The organism is Pseudomonas sp. MDT1-16 (assembly GCF_054898115.1).
The window spans coordinates 5520202-5538573 of sequence record NZ_CM142717.1 but is presented as its reverse complement, the minus strand read 5'-3'; the positions used below and the strand labels follow the sequence as shown (position 1 = coordinate 5538573).

At 55.9% G+C, this 18372-nt stretch carries 10 protein-coding genes and 2 pseudogenes; 5 read left to right on the top strand and 7 right to left on the bottom strand.

What is annotated here, in order from left to right:
- Positions 1-9: 9 nt before the first annotated feature.
- The 3 genes from ACYZT3_RS25565 to ACYZT3_RS25555 all read right to left on the bottom strand — a co-directional run bounded on the left by ACYZT3_RS25565 (position 10) and on the right by ACYZT3_RS25555 (position 6819).
- Entirely contained in the window at positions 10-1323 is a 1314-nt protein-coding gene (locus ACYZT3_RS25565; protein ID WP_282381038.1) for a C4-dicarboxylate transporter DctA, read from the bottom strand.
- Positions 1324-1599: 276 nt separating this feature from the next.
- Positions 1600-2853, bottom strand: coding sequence for a serine hydroxymethyltransferase (glyA, locus tag ACYZT3_RS25560; RefSeq protein WP_282381040.1), 1254 nt, complete (start codon positions 2851-2853; stop codon positions 1600-1602).
- Between the two features lie 117 nt (positions 2854-2970).
- Positions 2971-6819 carry a sensor domain-containing protein gene (locus ACYZT3_RS25555; protein ID WP_462031006.1) on the bottom strand — a complete coding sequence of 1283 codons (3849 nt, stop codon included), beginning with the start codon at positions 6817-6819 and terminating at the stop codon, positions 2971-2973.
- Between the two features lie 1741 nt (positions 6820-8560).
- Here ACYZT3_RS25555 and ACYZT3_RS25550 point away from each other — a divergent pair.
- Positions 8561-9538 carry an IS5 family transposase gene (locus ACYZT3_RS25550; protein WP_462031004.1) on the top strand — a complete coding sequence of 326 codons (978 nt, stop codon included), beginning with the start codon at positions 8561-8563 and terminating at the stop codon, positions 9536-9538.
- Between the two features lie 303 nt (positions 9539-9841).
- Here the strand turns inward: ACYZT3_RS25550 and ACYZT3_RS25545 are convergent.
- Positions 9842-10158 (bottom strand): annotated as a pseudogene (locus tag ACYZT3_RS25545) (integrase core domain-containing protein); the annotation flags it as partial.
- 157 nt (positions 10159-10315) lie between these two features.
- On the opposite strand from ACYZT3_RS25545, the gene ACYZT3_RS25540 reads away from it, so the two are divergent.
- The gene (locus tag ACYZT3_RS25540) at positions 10316-10657 is read left to right on the top strand and encodes a hypothetical protein (RefSeq protein ID WP_462031005.1); all 342 of its coding nucleotides are present in this window, start codon (positions 10316-10318) and stop codon (positions 10655-10657) included.
- 384 nt (positions 10658-11041) lie between these two features.
- Here the strand turns inward: ACYZT3_RS25540 and ACYZT3_RS25535 are convergent, their stop codons facing one another.
- Together ACYZT3_RS25535 and ACYZT3_RS25530 are read right to left on the bottom strand one after the other, a co-directional pair.
- On the bottom strand, positions 11042-12019 hold the full coding sequence (locus ACYZT3_RS25535; RefSeq protein WP_462031004.1) for an IS5 family transposase: 978 nt from the start codon (positions 12017-12019) through the stop codon (positions 11042-11044).
- Between the two features lie 103 nt (positions 12020-12122).
- Entirely contained in the window at positions 12123-13100 is a 978-nt protein-coding gene (locus ACYZT3_RS25530; RefSeq protein WP_462031004.1) for an IS5 family transposase, read from the bottom strand.
- A gap of 98 nt (positions 13101-13198) precedes the next feature.
- Here ACYZT3_RS25530 and ACYZT3_RS25525 point away from each other — a divergent pair, with 98 nt between their 5' ends.
- From ACYZT3_RS25525 to istB, 3 genes are all read left to right on the top strand, one after another.
- On the top strand, positions 13199-13903 hold the full coding sequence (locus ACYZT3_RS25525; protein WP_462031003.1) for a helix-turn-helix domain-containing protein: 705 nt from the start codon (positions 13199-13201) through the stop codon (positions 13901-13903).
- Between the two features lie 281 nt (positions 13904-14184).
- Positions 14185-15699, top strand: coding sequence for an IS21 family transposase (gene istA, locus ACYZT3_RS25520; RefSeq protein ID WP_462030507.1), 1515 nt, complete (start codon positions 14185-14187; stop codon positions 15697-15699).
- 19 nt (positions 15700-15718) lie between these two features.
- On the top strand, positions 15719-16474 hold the full coding sequence (gene istB / locus ACYZT3_RS25515) for an IS21-like element ISPsy14 family helper ATPase IstB (protein ID WP_462030508.1): 756 nt from the start codon (positions 15719-15721) through the stop codon (positions 16472-16474).
- Positions 16475-16846: 372 nt separating this feature from the next.
- On the opposite strand, the pseudogene ACYZT3_RS25510 reads toward istB, so the two are convergent.
- Positions 16847-18000 (bottom strand): annotated as a pseudogene (locus tag ACYZT3_RS25510) (IS3 family transposase).
- Between the last annotated feature and the right edge of the window lie 372 nt (positions 18001-18372).

Sequence of the window (18372 nt, the reverse complement as noted above, 5' to 3'; positions counted from 1 at the left end):
GGCGATTATTCAAAATTCCTGCTGATGCGCCGGGGCGACAGGTTTTCTTGGCTGGAAGGTATAACCCACTTGGCCGGAAAGCACTTTGTTCGCCCGTTGAATATCGATGTCCTTCTCCCAGCGGGCGATGGCTACGGTAGCCACGCAGTTGCCGATCAGGTTGGTCAGCGCCCGGCCGATGCCCATGAACCAGTCCACCGCCAGCACCAGCACCAGGCCCACCACCGGAATCGCCGGGATTGCCGTCAGCGTTGCCGCAAGAATCACCAGCGCCGAGCCGGGAATACCGTGGGCACCTTTGGAGGTGATCAACGACACCAGCAGAATCGTCAGCAAGTCGCTCATGGCCAGCGGCGTGCCGGTGGCATTGGCGATGAACACGATGGCCAGGGTCAGGTAGATCGAGAAACCGTCCAGGTTGAACGAGTAACCGGTTGGAATCACCAGCCCGACCGTCGAACTGCCGATGCCCAGGTGCTCAAGCTTGCGCATGATCTGCGGCAGCACGGCGTCGGAAGAAGCGGTGCCCATGACGATCAGCAGTTCTTCGCGCAGGTACTTGAGCAGTGGCCACATCCGCAGGCCGGACAGGCGCATCACCAGGCCGAGAATCAGCGACACGAACGCCACGCAAGTCAGGTAAAACAGGCCGACCAGGCTGCCCAAGTGTTGCAGCGAGTCCAGGCCATATTTGCTGGTCGTGAAGGCAATCGCCCCGAACACACCAATCGGCGCCAGGCGCACGATCATACCCATGATGCGGAAAATCACGTGGCTGAGTTCGTTGATCAACCGGGAAATACCCGAAGCCGCTTCACCCACCAGATTCAACGCGCTACCGAACAGCACTGAAAACAGCAGGACTTGCAGGATGTTGTTGTCGGCAAAAGCGCCAATCACCGAGGTCGGAATCAGGTCCATCAGGAATTGCGTGGTGGTGTGCATGTGTTGACCGCGCTGGGCGATGTCGCCCATGTCCGCGGCGGAAAGCTGATCCAGATGAATGTTCGCGCCGCTGCCAATGCCGGTGCTGAAGGCGAACACCAGGCCGATCACCAGGGCGATGGTGGTCAGGATTTCGAAGTAGATCACCGATTTCAGGCCGATGCGTCCGACCTTCTTCAGGTCGCCGGCACCGCTGATGCCGCTGACCACTACGCAGAACACGATCAAGCCAATGAGCATCTTGATCAGTTTGATGAAACCGTCGCCGAGCGGTTTGAGCTGGGCGGAGTATTCAGGAAGGGTCAGCCCGCAGACGATGCCGAGCACCAGTCCGAGAACCACTTGGAGGAAGATTGAACGCGAGCACCATTTGAGCATGGGAGGAATCCTGGTCGGTGTCCTGGCTGCCGTGCGCTTAAGCGCATCAGATTCAGGACTTAATTATTGTGGTCTTACCGGTATGTCCAGTGCAGGCGCAGTCTAGGCGCTGTTTTTGGGTGTTCGCAAGTGGAAATTTGCAGATTGGCTTTACCGGTCTTACCAGTTGGGCGCAATGCCCCGACCTTGAGCCATTTCACTGTTTTAAAAAATCGCGGACGAAAAAAAACCGGCCATCACTGGCCGGTTTTTCGTTGCTGCGGTTTAGCGGGCTGATTAGGCGCCGTATACCGGCAGCTTCTTGCAGATGGCCTTGACCTTCTCACGAACGGCATCGATCACCGCTTCGTTGTTCAGGTCAGCCAGGATGTCGCAGATCCAGCCGGCCAGTTCCTTGCACTCTGCTTCCTTGAAGCCGCGAGTGGTCACAGCCGGAGTACCGAAGCGCAGACCGGAGGTGACGAACGGGGAGCGTGGATCGTTTGGCACGGAGTTCTTGTTCACGGTGATGAAAGCCTTGCCCAGAGCGGCGTCGGCGTCTTTACCGGAGATTTCCTGCTTGATCAGCGACAGCAGGAACAGGTGGTTTTCAGTACCGCCCGATACCACGTCGAAACCGCGCTCGATGAACACGCCGGCCATGGCCTTGGCGTTCTTCACCACTTGTTGCTGGTAAGTCTTGAACTCAGGCTGCAGCGCTTCCTTGAAGCAGATCGCTTTGGCGGCGATTACGTGCTCCAGCGGGCCACCCTGGGCGCCCGGGAATACCGCGGAGTTCAGCTTCTTCTCGATGTCGGCGTTGGCGCGAGCCAGGATCAGACCGCCCCGTGGACCGCGCAGGGTCTTGTGCGTGGTGGTGGTCACGACGTCAGCGAAAGGCACCGGGTTCGGGTAGACGCCAGCGGCGACCAGACCCGCCACGTGGGCCATGTCGACGAACAGGTAGGCGCCGACTTTGTCAGCGATTTCGCGGAAACGCGGGAAGTCCAGGATCTGCGAGTAGGCAGAGAAACCGGCCACGATCATTTTCGGCTTGTGCTCAACGGCCAGACGCTCGACTTCGTCGTAGTCGATCAGGCCATTGGCATCGATGCCGTACTGAACGGCGTTGTACAGCTTGCCGGAAGAGGAAACGCTGGCACCGTGGGTCAGGTGACCGCCGTGAGCCAGGCTCATGCCCAGGAGGGTGTCGCCCGCTTGCAGCAGAGCCAGGTAAACGGCGCTGTTGGCTTGCGAACCGGCGTGCGGCTGAACGTTGGCGTAATCGGCGCCGAAGAGTTCCTTCGCACGATCGATGGCCAGTTGCTCAACCACGTCGACGAACTCGCAACCACCGTAGTAGCGCTTGCCCGGGTAGCCTTCGGCGTACTTGTTGGTCAGTACCGAGCCTTGAGCTTCCATCACCGCAGGGCTGGTGTAGTTTTCCGAAGCGATCAGCTCAATGTGCTCTTCCTGGCGCTGAGCTTCTTGCTCCATGGCGGCAAAGAGATCGGCGTCGTACTTGGCAATAGTCAAATCACGGCTGAACATGGCGGTCCTCAAGGATCGGGGCAGAAAAGGGGGGCATTCTAACCCAATGGGTTTTAGATGGCATATGAAAGGACATCATGTCGCAGACAAGTGGGCTTCATGACGGGATCAAAGGTCTCAGTCAAACATGAAGAGCGCATCATTGCTGAACTGCGCTTCAAACCGGCTCGCCGGCATCGGACGGCCAAACAGATACCCTTGAACCTCGTCGCAACCATGCTCACGCAGGAAGTCGAGTTGCTCGTGGGTTTCCACGCCCTCGGCGATGACTGCCAGATTGAGGCTATGGGCCATGGCGATGATCGCGCGGGCAATTTGCGCATCCTGCTCACCCGACGGCAGGCCGTCGACGAAGGTGCGGTCGATTTTCAGCACGTCGATGGGGAACTGCTTGAGGTAGTTGAGCGATGAGTAACCGGTGCCGAAGTCGTCGACCGCAATGCTCAGGCCGAGATTTTTCAGCCCGGCAAGTATCTGCATCGCTTCGCTGACTTCGCGCATCAGGATACTTTCGGTCAGTTCCAGCTCCAGGCACGCTGGCGGCAGGCCGGTTTCCTTGAGGATGGTGGCGATTCGCGTCCCGAGTTGGCCGTCGGAGAATTGCCGGGCCGAAATGTTCACCGACACCTTGGGCACCCGGACCTTGGCCTGATGCCAGGTCTTGAGTTGACGGCAGGCCTCGCTGATCACCCAGTCGCCGACATCCACCACCAGACCGAGCTCTTCGAGCACCGGGATGAAGTCCCCCGGCGGTACGAGACCGCGTCGCGGGTGGCTCCAGCGCAGCAAGGCTTCGGCGCCGGTCAGGCGTTTGCCATCGCCGCTGAACTGCGGTTGGTAGTAGAGGACGAATTCGTTCTGCTCCAGGGCGTGACGCAAGTCGCTTTCCAGCTCCAGACGCTCCAGGGCGCTGGCGTTCATGTCGGCCTGATAGAACTGGAAGTTGTTCTTGCCACGCTCCTTGGCGTGATACATCGCGGTGTCGGCGTTTTTCATCAGTTGGCTGAGTTCGTTGCCGTCCTGAGGGCTCAGGGCGATCCCGATACTGGCGGTGACGAAGAACTCGCGGCCTTCAAGCACGAACGGTTTTACCAGGCTGGCGAGAATCTGTTCGGCCACATGAATCGCCCGGTTCAAGGCGATTTCACGGGTGAGCCGCGGTTGCAGCAGCAAGGTGAATTCATCGCCACCCATGCGCGCCACGGTGTCGTCATCATCGACACAACCGAGCAGGCGCGTGGCCATTTCCTTGAGCATGCGATCGCCGGCGGCGTGGCCCAGGGAGTCGTTGATCGGTTTGAAACGATCCAGGTCGAGGAACATCAGCACCACCCAGGACTTCTGCCGTTCGGCTGATTGCAGCGCCGAGTGCAGGCGATCCTGGAACAGCGTGCGGTTCGGCAGGTGGGTCAGGGCGTCGTAATAGGCCAGACGGTGAATCCGCTGCTCACTGGCCTTGCGCTCACTGATGTCGCTGAAGAAGCACACGTAGCTGGCCAGATCGCCTTCGTCATCCAGCACCGCCGTAATCCCGACCCAGGCCGGGTAATGCTCGCCATTGCGTCGTTTGAGCCAGACTTCACCTTCCCACGTGCTGTGCTGATGCAGCTGCTTGAGCACGTAACGCAGATGGGCCTCCTGCTGCTCATCGACCGTCAGCATGTTCGGCAACTGGTCGAGCACCTGCTCCACCGCATAACCGCTGACACGGCTGAAGGCTTCGTTGGCCTGGACAATGTAGCCGGCCGGGTCGGTGATCAGGATCGCCGAGGTCGAGTGCTCAAACACTGTCGCGGCCATGCGCAGGTCTTTTTCAGCCCGGCGCTGCTGGCTGATGTCGCGACCGACGCCCAGCACGCCTTCGAATGCACCGTGTTCGTCCCAGACCAGCACCAGCCGCAGCTCGATGGGAATCTTGCGCCCGTCGGCCCGCAGGCAGTCGAACAAAAACAGTTGGGTCTGCACCTGACTGCGCAACAGCGCCAGTTGCTCGGGTTTATTCAGCGCTTTGCTGACCCGGTCCATCAGGGTGTAAATGCCGGTCAGTTGTTGCGGGTTGGCGATGGTCGATTGCCAGCCGTTCTGGAAAATCCAGTCAGCGTCGTAGCCCAGCACGGCCTGCACCGACGGGCTGACGTAGTTGAGCGCCATCTTGCTGTCGGTTGAGAAAATCACGTCGCTGATGCTTTCGGCGAGCATCCGGTAACGCTGCTCGCTGTCGCGCAAGGACTCACTGGCTTCGATCTGTTCGGTGATGTCCTTGGCCACGCCGATGATCCGCGTGACCTGATCGTGCTTGTCCCGCGCCAGCGCCTGTTCGCGGATGTCGAAACGCCGCCATTTACCATCCCGGTGGCGGAAGCGCAGTTGGCATTGCAGCAATTGTCTGTAGCCAGCCTGCCGCTGGGTTTGGCGCGAACGGTGGTAGAAATCGGCATCTTCGGGATTCAGGAGAATTTCCCAGAAATACTCGCCCATCTGGTGCAGTTCGGTACGGTTGTAACCGAGTGTCTGGCCCAGGTGGTGGTTGCTGAAAATCATTCGCTGGCTGATCACGTCTTGCACGTACAGATGATCCGGCACGGTGCGCACCACGTCGGACCAGAATCCTTCACGCTCCAGCAGCGACAGTTCGACGAGCTTGCGGCTGGTGATATCAGTGATGCTCAGGATCACCGATTTATAGTCGTCCAGGTCTTCCGGCAACCGCAGGACCAGCCACACGTGCTGGTCGCGGCCATTGGCGTCCTGCAGTTTGATTTCCAGTTCAAGCTGTCTCTGCTGGTTGAGCACCGCTTCGAGCACTTGATTGCCGATGGCGGTGCCGTCCTGCGGATTGCCGTCGATCAGCAGTTTCCAGGCTTGATCGCAAGTGTTGACGTTGAGCAGTTGCAGGGCGACCAGGTTGACCTCGGTGATGCGCAGTTCCTGCAGCAGTTGCTGGCGTTGTTGTGGTGTATCGAGCCAGGCCTTCAGGTGTTCGCTGCTGTGCAGCTGAGCCTTGTCGAAGACGCTTTTGAGCCCGGACACGTCGAGCACACACAGGGCGACGCCGGTGCCTTCAAAAATATCCTGGTAGCGTCGACGGCCTTCATGCACCTGACGCTGGCGGCGGCGCATGTTCAGCAGGGCGATGAACGGCAGCAGGGAGAAGGCCAGGCCCAGAAGGCATTTGCCGATGAACGCCGGCAGCAACTGTTCGATTACCCGTTGCCGGTCGAATAGCCCGCGCAGTTGCCAGTCGCTGCCGGTCAGGGGGACAGTCAGCACGCTGTTGGTTACATCGTTCGCGGTCAGCTCGCTCAATTTGGCTAAAGTCTGCGATTCATCGCGGCTGATGACTTGGTGGTTGACGCGGTTTTCCACCAGCCACTGCGGGCGAATACCGGCTTCGTTTGGTGTGGTGAGCGACGAGAAAATTGTCGGCGTCAGGCGCAGAGCCCAGTAGCCGCGGGTGCTACCGCTGGCCTGATGCAGGAGCAGATGCACCATCGAACCGTCATTGGCGTTGCTGAAATAATGGGCCTGGGCGTGACTGCGTCGGACCAGTTCGCTCAGGTAGTCGGCGTCGTTGCTGTCGTCGGCACTGTCGCTGAGGACTTTCCCGGAAGGGCTGAGCAACGCAAGGCTGCGCAGGTCGGGCAAGGATTTTTGCAGCTTGCGCAGCAGCGCCTGCAGTTCGTCGGCGCTTTTTGGTTGTTCGACGATCGGTAGCAGGTTGAGGGCGATCTGGGCGTTGAGCGCCATGTTCAGGCTGACTTGCGAGGCCAGATCGGCGGTGTAGTCGATGGTGTACTGACGCTGGTTTTTCTGGGTTTCGCGAAGCTGATCCAGCAACTGCCAAAACAGTAGCGCGAGTAGCAGCAGGACGAGCGTCGCCAGCGCGCCCTTCAAGGATCCACGCAGGGGTGAGCCGGTCGCAGGATTGAGTGCGCTCACGGAAGAAGGGGGAGAGACATTAGACAAACTGTAATCCTGCGGTTTGGCTTGACTGGCGCGACGTGCACTATAAGCCGGACGCCCGAAGGGCGGCTAGCATGCCTTGAGTTGTGGCAAAGTGCCAGTCCCGCTCGGCTGGACTGCCATCGGTCATTCAGGTAGCTTTGCCGGTTACGCGGGAGCGTTCCAGCTCCTAGGGCTTTTTTAGCGCGCACGCATTGATACCCATCAATCGGCCGACGCGCACAGCCTGGCCAGGCATCGCCTGCGCTCCAATCATTCATCAGTCACTGACCCTAGGTTCTCCATGGCTCAATATCCCAATCTGCGCTATTTTTTTTAGTTACGTTTTAGCGCAATTGGTGAAGCCGCCCATCTGTTTCCTTTCCCGCCTTACCAGCATGTCTTTCTACACAAATCGTTGTCGACGATTGTTATTTAGTCACGTTTGCTGATTCTGAGTAAAATTTAGTGTTCAAAACCTAACCTTTCTTTCCTCCCGAAAATGCTCCTGATTGAACATCCAACCTATGTTCAAACGGCCCCCACTTCTGGCTCCGATGTGGGGCCTTTGTTTGGGGGCGTGGAACTCAGATCCAGAGGGACTGGTCTATCATTATCTGACCTTTTGGTTTTCCCACAAGTACCTACTGATTCGCTATGGAACTCGACCCATGTCTCACTTTTTTGATGGCTTGGCCAGATGTGACCATGTTCGCCCGCTACGAGGGACATCCACCGGCAGAATTGCGATAAACTAGGTATTGCCAAAAATTTGTTGTCTATCCATATTGAAAAATCTGATTTCCGTGACATGCGTAGTGGCGCTCTGCAAGCAATGGTTTCAAATCATAGTATTTACCCGAAAGAGAACGTTAAACAGTACATTGATATAAAAAACAAGTTATCCGAACAATACAGAAACAATCAGAAAAGGCCACCGACATGGTGAAAACCATCGGCAGCTACCGAAGGACATCGGTCTTTACTGTCTACTCCTTCATTGTCACGACATTCGTAATTCGCTCCATGTCCAGAACTGCTTCGTAAGGGACGTTTACGACTGGTATCTATTATATTTTTCTGATGTTCCTCTTGCTCTCATTGAGTACTCTCTTCTATGCCTACAGGGAATCCGAGGCTGAATTTGATCGCTTCAAGGCAATTTATCAGTCGTTCAAAACACGCTATGATGACCTACTGTCGAATAGCGATAGAGATCGAATCTTGCAGAACGACACCGACTTCAAGCGCGACTGCGAGTACATAAAACAGTCGCGTTGACGTGCCTTGATTCTCTGGATTTCAACGCTCGGGGCAGTCTTTGCATTTGTTTCACTAATCAAGCTGCTCAATTACTGAAATAACGCTTCTCCCTTGACTGTATATCACGACTCCTCCATTTTTTTTGAGCGAGCAATACGCCAATACGCAGCCTGAGTCGTCCCCGGTTTTATGGTCGCTGGCTGACTGCTTTGGTCGAATCCTGCTGCCTTTTGCGAACGGCAGGAGCCGGACCTAAGCAGACGTTGGCAAGCGGCCGCTAACGGCCAAAAGCAGTCAATCGACACATAAGGACGAGACGATCAAAGGCAGCCATTCGCGAGAACTGAGAACGGTCCGGACTTGGTTGGAGGATGCAACTGGCCCTGAAGCTTTCACCGGTTACAGCTCTATACTGAATCCCGTAAGCCCTAAGGAAACTCTGAAGAAGACTTCCAAATCTGGTGAAATACCCGCCTGACACGAACACGACGGTTGAGTCCCGATGAAACAGATGTCCTTCGCCGATGCCGAGTACGCCGGCAAACGTAAGCAGACCCGCCGCGAGCGCTTCCTGATCGAGATGGATCAGGTCGTGCCGTGGAAGGGCTTGGTTACTTTGATCGAGCCGCATTATCCAAAGGGCGAAGGGGGCCGTCCGGCGTATCCGTTGATGGCCATGTTGCGCGTTCATTTGATGCAGAACTGGTTCGGCTACAGCGATCCGGCGATGGAAGAATCACTATATGAAACGACGATTCTGCGCCAGTTCGCGGGCTTGAATCTGGATCGGATTCCCGATGAAACCACGATCCTCAACTTCCGCCGCTTGTTGGAAAAGCATGAGTTGGCAGGCGGGATTTTGCAGGTCATCAATGGCTATCTGGGCGACCGTGGCCTGCTGTTGCGTCACGGCACGGTGGTCGATGCGACGATCATTCACGCGCCGAGTTCGACCAAGAACAAGGACAGTAAACGCGATCCCGAAATGCACCAAACCAAGAAAGGGAATCAGTACTTTTTTGGTATGAAAACGCACATCGGCGTCGATGCCAAATCCGGCTTGGTGCATAGCCTGTTGGGCACGGCGGCCAATGTGGCGGACGTGACGCAGGTCGATCAGTTGCTGCACGGTGAGGAAACTTACGTGTGTGGCGACGCCGGTTACACCGGCGTGGACAAACGTCCAGAGCATCAGGATCGCAAGATGATCTGGTCGATTGCCGCCCGACCAAGCAGCTATAAAAAGCACGCAAAAAAGAGTCTGATCGGGCGCATGCGACGCAAGATCGAATACGCGAAAGCGCAGGTGCGGGCCAAGGTTGAGCATCCGTTTCGCGTGATCAAGCGCCAGTTTGGTTATACGAAAGTGCGCTTTCGTGGTTTGTCTAAAAACATCGCGCAGCAGACAACGTTGTTCGCTTTGTCGAACTTGTGGATGGTGCGAAAACGGTTGATGGGTATGGGCGAGGTGCGTCTGTAATGCGGGCCAATTGCCCTGAAACAGTGCAATTAGAGGAAAGAACCGTGGATTAAGGACAAGAAAGGTCTGATTTTCGCCGACTTATGATTTTTTTGAGTCTCAAGTAGTGAGGGCATCAAAAATCGGTGGGTACTTCAGACCTTCCCTAGAGGAGTTTTCGCAGTGCGGAGCTGAACAGGCGTACCAAAGCGCACCTCCAGCTTGACGGCAAGCTTGCCCCGCAACCGGTTGTAGCTCAAGCATTGCAAGGCTTCGATGAAGCTGGGTAATCCCACTATTTCTAATACTCTCCAGAAATCGAGGTCAGGCCACCAGGGCCAACTTTTGTTTGTGGGTAATACCACCGAGGGCCATATTCGGGCGCTCGTGATTGTATGTCCAGGTCCAGTTCGTGCCGTAGTCCTGAACTTCAGCTATCGACTCAAACAAGTAATGGCCCAGCCAGTCGTAACGTATCGTGCGATTATAGCGTTCGACGTAGGCATTCTGCTGCGGGTTGCCCGGCTGAATATATTCCAAACGGATGCCCTGTTTCTCGGCCCACCCAATGAGTTTGGCACTAATAAATTCGGGGCCGCTATACTGCGGATTGCCTGCGGTTTCCCGCGCCATTCAATGACCACCAACGACCTGGTGCAAAAATGTGCGAGAGTCTCAAGTTTATTGAAAACTGGACGATACACTGATGAAGGTTCGAGGCGGGTTGCTTAACACTACGCCGAAAGCTACATAAATGTATTACCCAGCCCAATAGATAGACTTTAGTAAGGAAACACCATGAATAATAAAAATGTCATCCCGACGCTATTGCTTATAATGAGTTCCTCCATATCAGCAGCAGAACCTATCGCGTCTCAAGGAGTTATTCGCTTTCACGGAAGTATAGCAAATACCCCATGTGAGCTTTCCACAGAAAAGCTCCATCAAATCGTATCAAAAAATAGCCAGAGAGAATTGACTAGCCCCGACCTGAGAACAGATTCAAAATGTATCAGTGCAGATAATCAAAAAAGTGTAAATTATCGAATTCAATCCTTTACAGACAACAACACGTTAAAAGCTAAAGCGTCCGATAAAAAGACCTATTTAGATAAAACAATTATTCTTAGCTATAATTAATACCTCCTGTGTGCCGTCTCGAAATAAACGTCTTCGTTAGGTGGTCACATCTAACTGACTCTCCTAAAAACCACCCAGGAGAATAGTGACTTTATATTGAGGCCGCACACTAGTCACTTCTAAGGAAGGTCTGAAGTACCGACCGATTTTTGATGCCCTCACTACTTGAGACTCAAAAAAATCATAAGTCGGCGAAAATCAGACCTTTCTTGTCCTTAATCCACGGTTCTTTCCTCTAAGGAAGGTCTGAAGTACCCACCGATTTTTGATGCCCTCACTACTTGAGACTCAAAAAAATCATAAGTCGGCGAAAATCAGACCTTTCTTGTCCTTAATCCACGGTTCTTTCCTCTAATTGCACTGTTTCAGGGCAATTGGCCCGCATTACAGACGCACCTCGCCCATACCCATCAACCGTTTTCGCACCATCCACAAGTTCGACAAAGCGAACAACGTTGTCTGCTGCGCGATGTTTTTAGACAAACCACGAAAGCGCACTTTCGTATAACCAAACTGGCGCTTGATCACGCGAAACGGATGCTCAACCTTGGCCCGCACCTGCGCTTTCGCGTATTCGATCTTGCGTCGCATGCGCCCGATCAGACTCTTTTTTGCGTGCTTTTTATAGCTGCTTGGTCGGGCGGCAATCGACCAGATCATCTTGCGATCCTGATGCTCTGGACGTTTGTCCACGCCGGTGTAACCGGCGTCGCCACACACGTAAGTTTCCTCACCGTGCAGCAACTGATCGACCTGCGTCACGTCCGCCACATTGGCCGCCGTGCCCAACAGGCTATGCACCAAGCCGGATTTGGCATCGACGCCGATGTGCGTTTTCATACCAAAAAAGTACTGATTCCCTTTCTTGGTTTGGTGCATTTCGGGATCGCGTTTACTGTCCTTGTTCTTGGTCGAACTCGGCGCGTGAATGATCGTCGCATCGACCACCGTGCCGTGACGCAACAGCAGGCCACGGTCGCCCAGATAGCCATTGATGACCTGCAAAATCCCGCCTGCCAACTCATGCTTTTCCAACAAGCGGCGGAAGTTGAGGATCGTGGTTTCATCGGGAATCCGATCCAGATTCAAGCCCGCGAACTGGCGCAGAATCGTCGTTTCATATAGTGATTCTTCCATCGCCGGATCGCTGTAGCCGAACCAGTTCTGCATCAAATGAACGCGCAACATGGCCATCAACGGATACGCCGGACGGCCCCCTTCGCCCTTTGGATAATGCGGCTCGATCAAAGTAACCAAGCCCTTCCACGGCACGACCTGATCCATCTCGATCAGGAAGCGCTCGCGGCGGGTCTGCTTACGTTTGCCGGCGTACTCGGCATCGGCGAAGGACATCTGTTTCATCGGGACTCAACCGTCGTGTTCGTGTCAGGCGGGTATTTCACCAGATTTGGAAGTCTTCTTCAGAGTTTCCCTAATTGCACTGTTTCAGGGCAATTGGCCCGCATTACAGACGCACCTCGCCCATACCCATCAACCGTTTTCGCACCATCCACAAGTTCGACAAAGCGAACAACGTTGTCTGCTGCGCGATGTTTTTAGACAAACCACGAAAGCGCACTTTCGTATAACCAAACTGGCGCTTGATCACGCGAAACGGATGCTCAACCTTGGCCCGCACCTGCGCTTTCGCGTATTCGATCTTGCGTCGCATGCGCCCGATCAGACTCTTTTTTGCGTGCTTTTTATAGCTGCTTGGTCGGGCGGCAATCGACCAGATCATCTTGCGATCCTGATGCTCTGGACGTTTGTCCACGCCGGTGTAACCGGCGTCGCCACACACGTAAGTTTCCTCACCGTGCAGCAACTGATCGACCTGCGTCACGTCCGCCACATTGGCCGCCGTGCCCAACAGGCTATGCACCAAGCCGGATTTGGCATCGACGCCGATGTGCGTTTTCATACCAAAAAAGTACTGATTCCCTTTCTTGGTTTGGTGCATTTCGGGATCGCGTTTACTGTCCTTGTTCTTGGTCGAACTCGGCGCGTGAATGATCGTCGCATCGACCACCGTGCCGTGACGCAACAGCAGGCCACGGTCGCCCAGATAGCCATTGATGACCTGCAAAATCCCGCCTGCCAACTCATGCTTTTCCAACAAGCGGCGGAAGTTGAGGATCGTGGTTTCATCGGGAATCCGATCCAGATTCAAGCCCGCGAACTGGCGCAGAATCGTCGTTTCATATAGTGATTCTTCCATCGCCGGATCGCTGTAGCCGAACCAGTTCTGCATCAAATGAACGCGCAACATGGCCATCAACGGATACGCCGGACGGCCCCCTTCGCCCTTTGGATAATGCGGCTCGATCAAAGTAACCAAGCCCTTCCACGGCACGACCTGATCCATCTCGATCAGGAAGCGCTCGCGGCGGGTCTGCTTACGTTTGCCGGCGTACTCGGCATCGGCGAAGGACATCTGTTTCATCGGGACTCAACCGTCGTGTTCGTGTCAGGCGGGTATTTCACCAGATTTGGAAGTCTTCTTCAGAGTTTCCCTAGCAATGGCTCGTCAGCCTTGCGGATTTGCTGAAGCTGTCGCTGACCAGCTTGCTTGGCTCCGATACTGAGTATTTCGACAACGCGTTGGGTTACTTTGAGCGAATGAGGCAGTTTGAGGCCAAGTCCATCAGCATCATCTCCTACTTCGAACCGTTCTCATATCTTCTGACGACCCCTGAATATTCCGAGCTGTTTCAGGCGATGCTTCACGAGACAAGGCCGCAATGGTTCAGCAAGTCCCAAGACGCCATAGAGCAGGAAATACTTCGCATTCTGGATGATCGGAAATCCACATTTACCCGGCGAAAATTCCGGGTCAAATCCATTGTTAGCTTGCGTCAGATCGAACACTATCTACACATTGGCTTAGTCGGTCGCCTGGATTTGCCTACCAGTGTACGAATGGGACGAGCGCTACTAGCGCGCAAAGAGATCAAGAATCTGATTGGCATCGTTGAGGCAAACAATGGTCATCCAAGCATTTATCTAACCGACGAAGCGCTGCCAAGCGCCGCCTTTCAGATATTCGAGCAGCCATCAACAAGCTACGTCTCCGTCAGTCCGTACCGCCTTTGTGAGTTGCCGAATTTGCACGTTGGTATTGCAAGCGTCACATCTTCAACCGAAACGGTGGAAATGTACAAAACGATGTCCACACACTTGCTGAGCCGCGCTCATTCTGGTCAAGAGGCGACTAGGAAATTGCAACAGTTACTCGCCAAGCCATGATCAGGTGTCGAAACGTGGCCCGGCGACGATTGATGTAAGTAGCTGCGATCACGGTGGGGATTCCATGCGCACTTGGACACCCATTCCACGAACACTTGGACAGCGATTCCACGCTGACTTGGACACTCATTCCACGGCCACTTGGACACTGATTCCACGAGCACTTGGACAGTGATCTCTCACTGATCCGACCCCAAGCTCAGGCAGGCAGCAACGCAGGACTATTCACTACCATCGACCTCTTTTATCGAAGCGAAGAGGTCGTCGTGGAGCGTATATCCATGCGTAAAATCCGAGAGGTACTACGCCTAAAGTTCGACGCCGGCCTGTCCGTGCGCAAAATTGCTACCAGCCTGCGCATTAGCAGCGGCAGTGCCGGCAATTACCTGCACCGTTTCAACGCTTGCGGGCTGACTTGGCCGACGTCGTTGTCGGACGCCGAACTGGAGCGATGTCTGTTCCCGCCAGCACCGACGGTTCCCAGTGATCAACGTCCGATGCCGGACTGGGCATGGGCGCATGCTGAGCTACGCCGCCCCGGCGTAACCCTGGCCCTGCTTTGGCAAGAGTATCGGCTCACCCACCCGCAAGGCTTCCAGTACAGCTGGTTCTGCGAGCACTACCGCCTCTGGGCTGCCAAGGTCGACGTGGTCATGCGCCAGGAGCACCGTGCGGGCGAAAAGCTGTTTGTCGATTACGCCGGCCAGACCGTGCCGGTCATCGACCGGCAGACCGGGGAAATCCATCAAGCCCAGATCTTCGTCGCCGTCCTCGGGGCGTCCAGCTACACCTTCGCCGAAGCCACTTGGTCGCAGAAACTCTCTGACTGGCTGGGCTCGCATGCCCGCTGCTTCGCCTTTCTCGGCGGCACATCGCAGATACTGGTACCCGACAATCTGCGCAGCGGCGTTACCAAGGCACATCGCTACGAGCCCGACATCAACCCCAGTTACCGCGACCTGGCCGAGCATTACGGCGTGGCCGTGCTGCCCGCTCGCTCGCGTAAACCCAAGGACAAAGCCAAGGTTGAAGTCGGCGTACAGGTAGTCGAGCGGTGGATCCTGGCGGTGCTGCGCAACCGCCAGTTCTTCTCCTTGGGCGAACTCAACACAGCCATCGCGCTGCTGCTGGATCGCCTCAATCAGAAGCCCTTCAAGAAGCTGCCAGGCTCACGCCGGTCAGCCTTCGAGACCATCGACCAACCGGCGTTGCAACCGCTGCCGGAACACCCTTACGTCTACGCCGAATGGAAAAAGGTACGCGTACACATCGACTACCACGTCGAGGTCGACGGCCATTACTACTCGGTGCCGTACCAGCTGGTGAAGCACCAACTCGAAGTGCGGCTAACCGCTAAGACCGTCGAGTGCTTCCACGCCAACCAGCGGGTGGCCAGCCATCTGCGCTCGCCGCACAAAGGCCGCCACACCACCCAAACCGAGCACATGCCCAAAAGTCACCGCGAACATGCCGAATGGACGCCGCAGCGATTGATCCACTGGGCAGAGCAGACAGGCCCGAATACGGCCGGCGTCATCGCCTACATCCTCGAACGCCGGATCCATCCGCAGCACGGCTTCCGCGCCTGCCTGGGCATCCTGCGCCTGGGTAAACAGCACGGTGAAGAGCGGCTGGAAGCCGCTTGCCAGCGTGCGCTGGCACTGGGCGCGTGCAGTTACAAAAGCCTTGAATCGATCCTGCGCCAAGGGCTGGAACGGCTGCCGCTGGCCCAGCAAAACCTGCCGTTACTGCCTGAAGAACATATCAATCTGCGCGGCCCTGGCTACTACCACTGACTGAAAAAGGAGCATCAAAATGCTGCCCAACCCAACTCTCGATAAGCTGCAAACCCTGCGCCTGCACGGCATGATCAAGGCGCTTGGCGAACAACACGCAACGCCTGACATCAACGATCTCAGCTTCGACGAACGCCTCGGTCTGATGGTCGACCGCGAGCTGACCGAGCGCGAAGACGCCCGCCTGACGACTCGCCTGAAAGCCGCACGACTGCGCCATAACGCCTGCCTGGAAGACATCGACTACCGCAGCCCGCGTGGCCTGGACAAGGCCTTGATCCTCCAACTGGGCAGCGGCCAATGGCTGCGCGACGGCCTGAACCTGATCATCGGCGGCCCAACTGGCGTAGGCAAAACCTGGCTCGCCTGCGCGCTGGCTCACAAGGCCTGCCGCGACGGTTACAGCGTGCGTTATCTACGCTTACCGCGCTTGATGGAAGAACTAGGCCTGGCCCACGGCGACGGCCGCTTCGCGAAACTGATGGCGGGTTATGCCAAGACCGACTTGCTGATCCTGGACGACTGGGGCCTGGCGCCGTTTACCGCAGCGCAACGGCGCGACATGCTTGAGCTGCTGGACGACCGCTACGGCAACCGCTCGACGCTGGTGACCAGCCAGATGCCCGTGGACAAATGGCATGCACTGATCGGCGATCCGACCTTGGGCGACGCGATCCTCGACCGGCTGGTGCACAACGCTTATCGGATCGAACTGAAGGGCGAATCGATGCGCAGACGCGCAACGAAATTGACGGCGGTAGGAACTTCAGACTAACAATGCAAACCTGCGTCGCTGCGCTCCGACTGCCTGTCCAAGTGGATGTGGATCAGGTGTCCAAGTGAGCATGGAACGAGTGTCCAAATGATCGTGGGCTGAGTGTCCAAGTGTCGTGGAATCCGCAATCACGGTGCGCATGGGTGAGTGGGTGGGTGTTGAGCACCTGCCGAGAATGGGTAAGACTGCTGTCCGCTTTCGGCCAAAAGCCGCCGGTCAGTGAATCGCCCCGGGCGGCCGGGACGTGAATCTTTTGAACCTCGGTCAGAAGGTTTGCAGCCGCTAGTGGTCACACCGTTGGTATCACATTCCGGATACTGGGCAGGGCTAGCGCTTCAATGGCTAGAGGATGGCTTTCCTATAGTGTAGTGGTCAACTAATCCCGGACACGACGTTAAGTTTTTCCTCGGCCTGAGCTGGCGCCAGCCCACCGTTGAACTGATGCGGTCGAATCCATTTGTACCGATGCATCAAAAAATGGCTGATGTCGCGCTGTGCTTCCTGCGCAGTTCTGTAGCCTGAGGTCGGTATCCATTCAGTTTTCAAACTCCGGAACACTCGCTCCATCGGTGCATTGTCCCAGCAATTTCCCCGGCGACTCATGCTCTGGCGTATGCGGTATCGCCACAATCGTTGGCGAAATAGTCGGCTTCCGACCCTTGATCCGATTGGAATAGCAGGTCCGAAGGCCTGCAACGCTGCTCGTAGGCCATATCCAGGGCCTTGATCACGAGTTCAGCGTCCGGTTTTTCCGACAGTGCCCAGCCCACTATCCGGCGCGTGCAGAGATCCAGAACGACAGCCAAGTAATGCCACTTTCCTTGTGCCCAAATATAAGTGATGTCACCGCACCAGACCTGATTGGAGGCTGGTACATCAAACTCACGGTTCAAGGTATTCGGGATATCGAGCCTTTCTACTGTCGCTCGTTTTGTAGGCGTGTGAGCCGGGTTGTTTACTGACTAAATCTAGCTCGCGCATCAAACTGCGCAGTTTGAATCGACCGAGTTGCTCACCGTCTTCACGCATCAGTGACAGGATGCTGCGACTGCCCGCAGCACTGCGACTTTGCGAGAACAGCTCACTGACCCGGCTACGCAATTGAAGCCGTTCAACATCGGGCGTGCGGCGCGGCCGCGCTGGGCGAAGTAGCACGAGCGGGTGACCTCAAACACCTTGCACAGCCAATCAACCGGCTCATGGGCACTCAGATGATCAATCAGCTCAAACGCTCGTGATCTTCCGACATCAAGAGAGCGGTAGCCTTTTTTGTAAAGATTTTTATCGCTCAACCCTTGCGATCCGGGCTTCCAGCTACTGAATTTCTGCTGCTCTGGGGTCAGCGCTTTGCTCTGCGGAGTGACGCCTTGGTGCTCCTTCTGAACCTGGTCAACCCAGCGACGCAGCGCCGACACACCAATGCCAAGTGAGCGGCTGGCTTCAATGTAGCTGTAGGTTGGCTTGAGCACGAGGTCGGCAGTCTCGCATTTGAATTCAGCAGAAAAGGAACGGTGTTGTTTGGTCATCTGACACCTCGATCTGGCGAGCATTCGCGCCTAAATGGGTGTCCGGTTTCATTAGAACACTACATGCCACGTATAGCGGCCCTTTGATATCGCATTCGGAGGGGTTATGGTGCATACATAAATGAAAAGAGACCATCGGCGCTGGCCTCATGGCGCAGGATACTTGGGCACCCAGTAGCCTGGATGAGTGCCGAGTAGCAGTACCACGAGCTATTGAAGGCAGCAGATAAAATGGAGGTAGCCCGGCTCATCAACGGTGAATAATGGGGACAGCTGGAGCGAAAGGCTGGGTCCTGATTTATAAGCGCTACAGGTCTTAGCACACCATACGACACACGCAGAAGCTGATAGGTAATGTGCGTATCGCCTGCC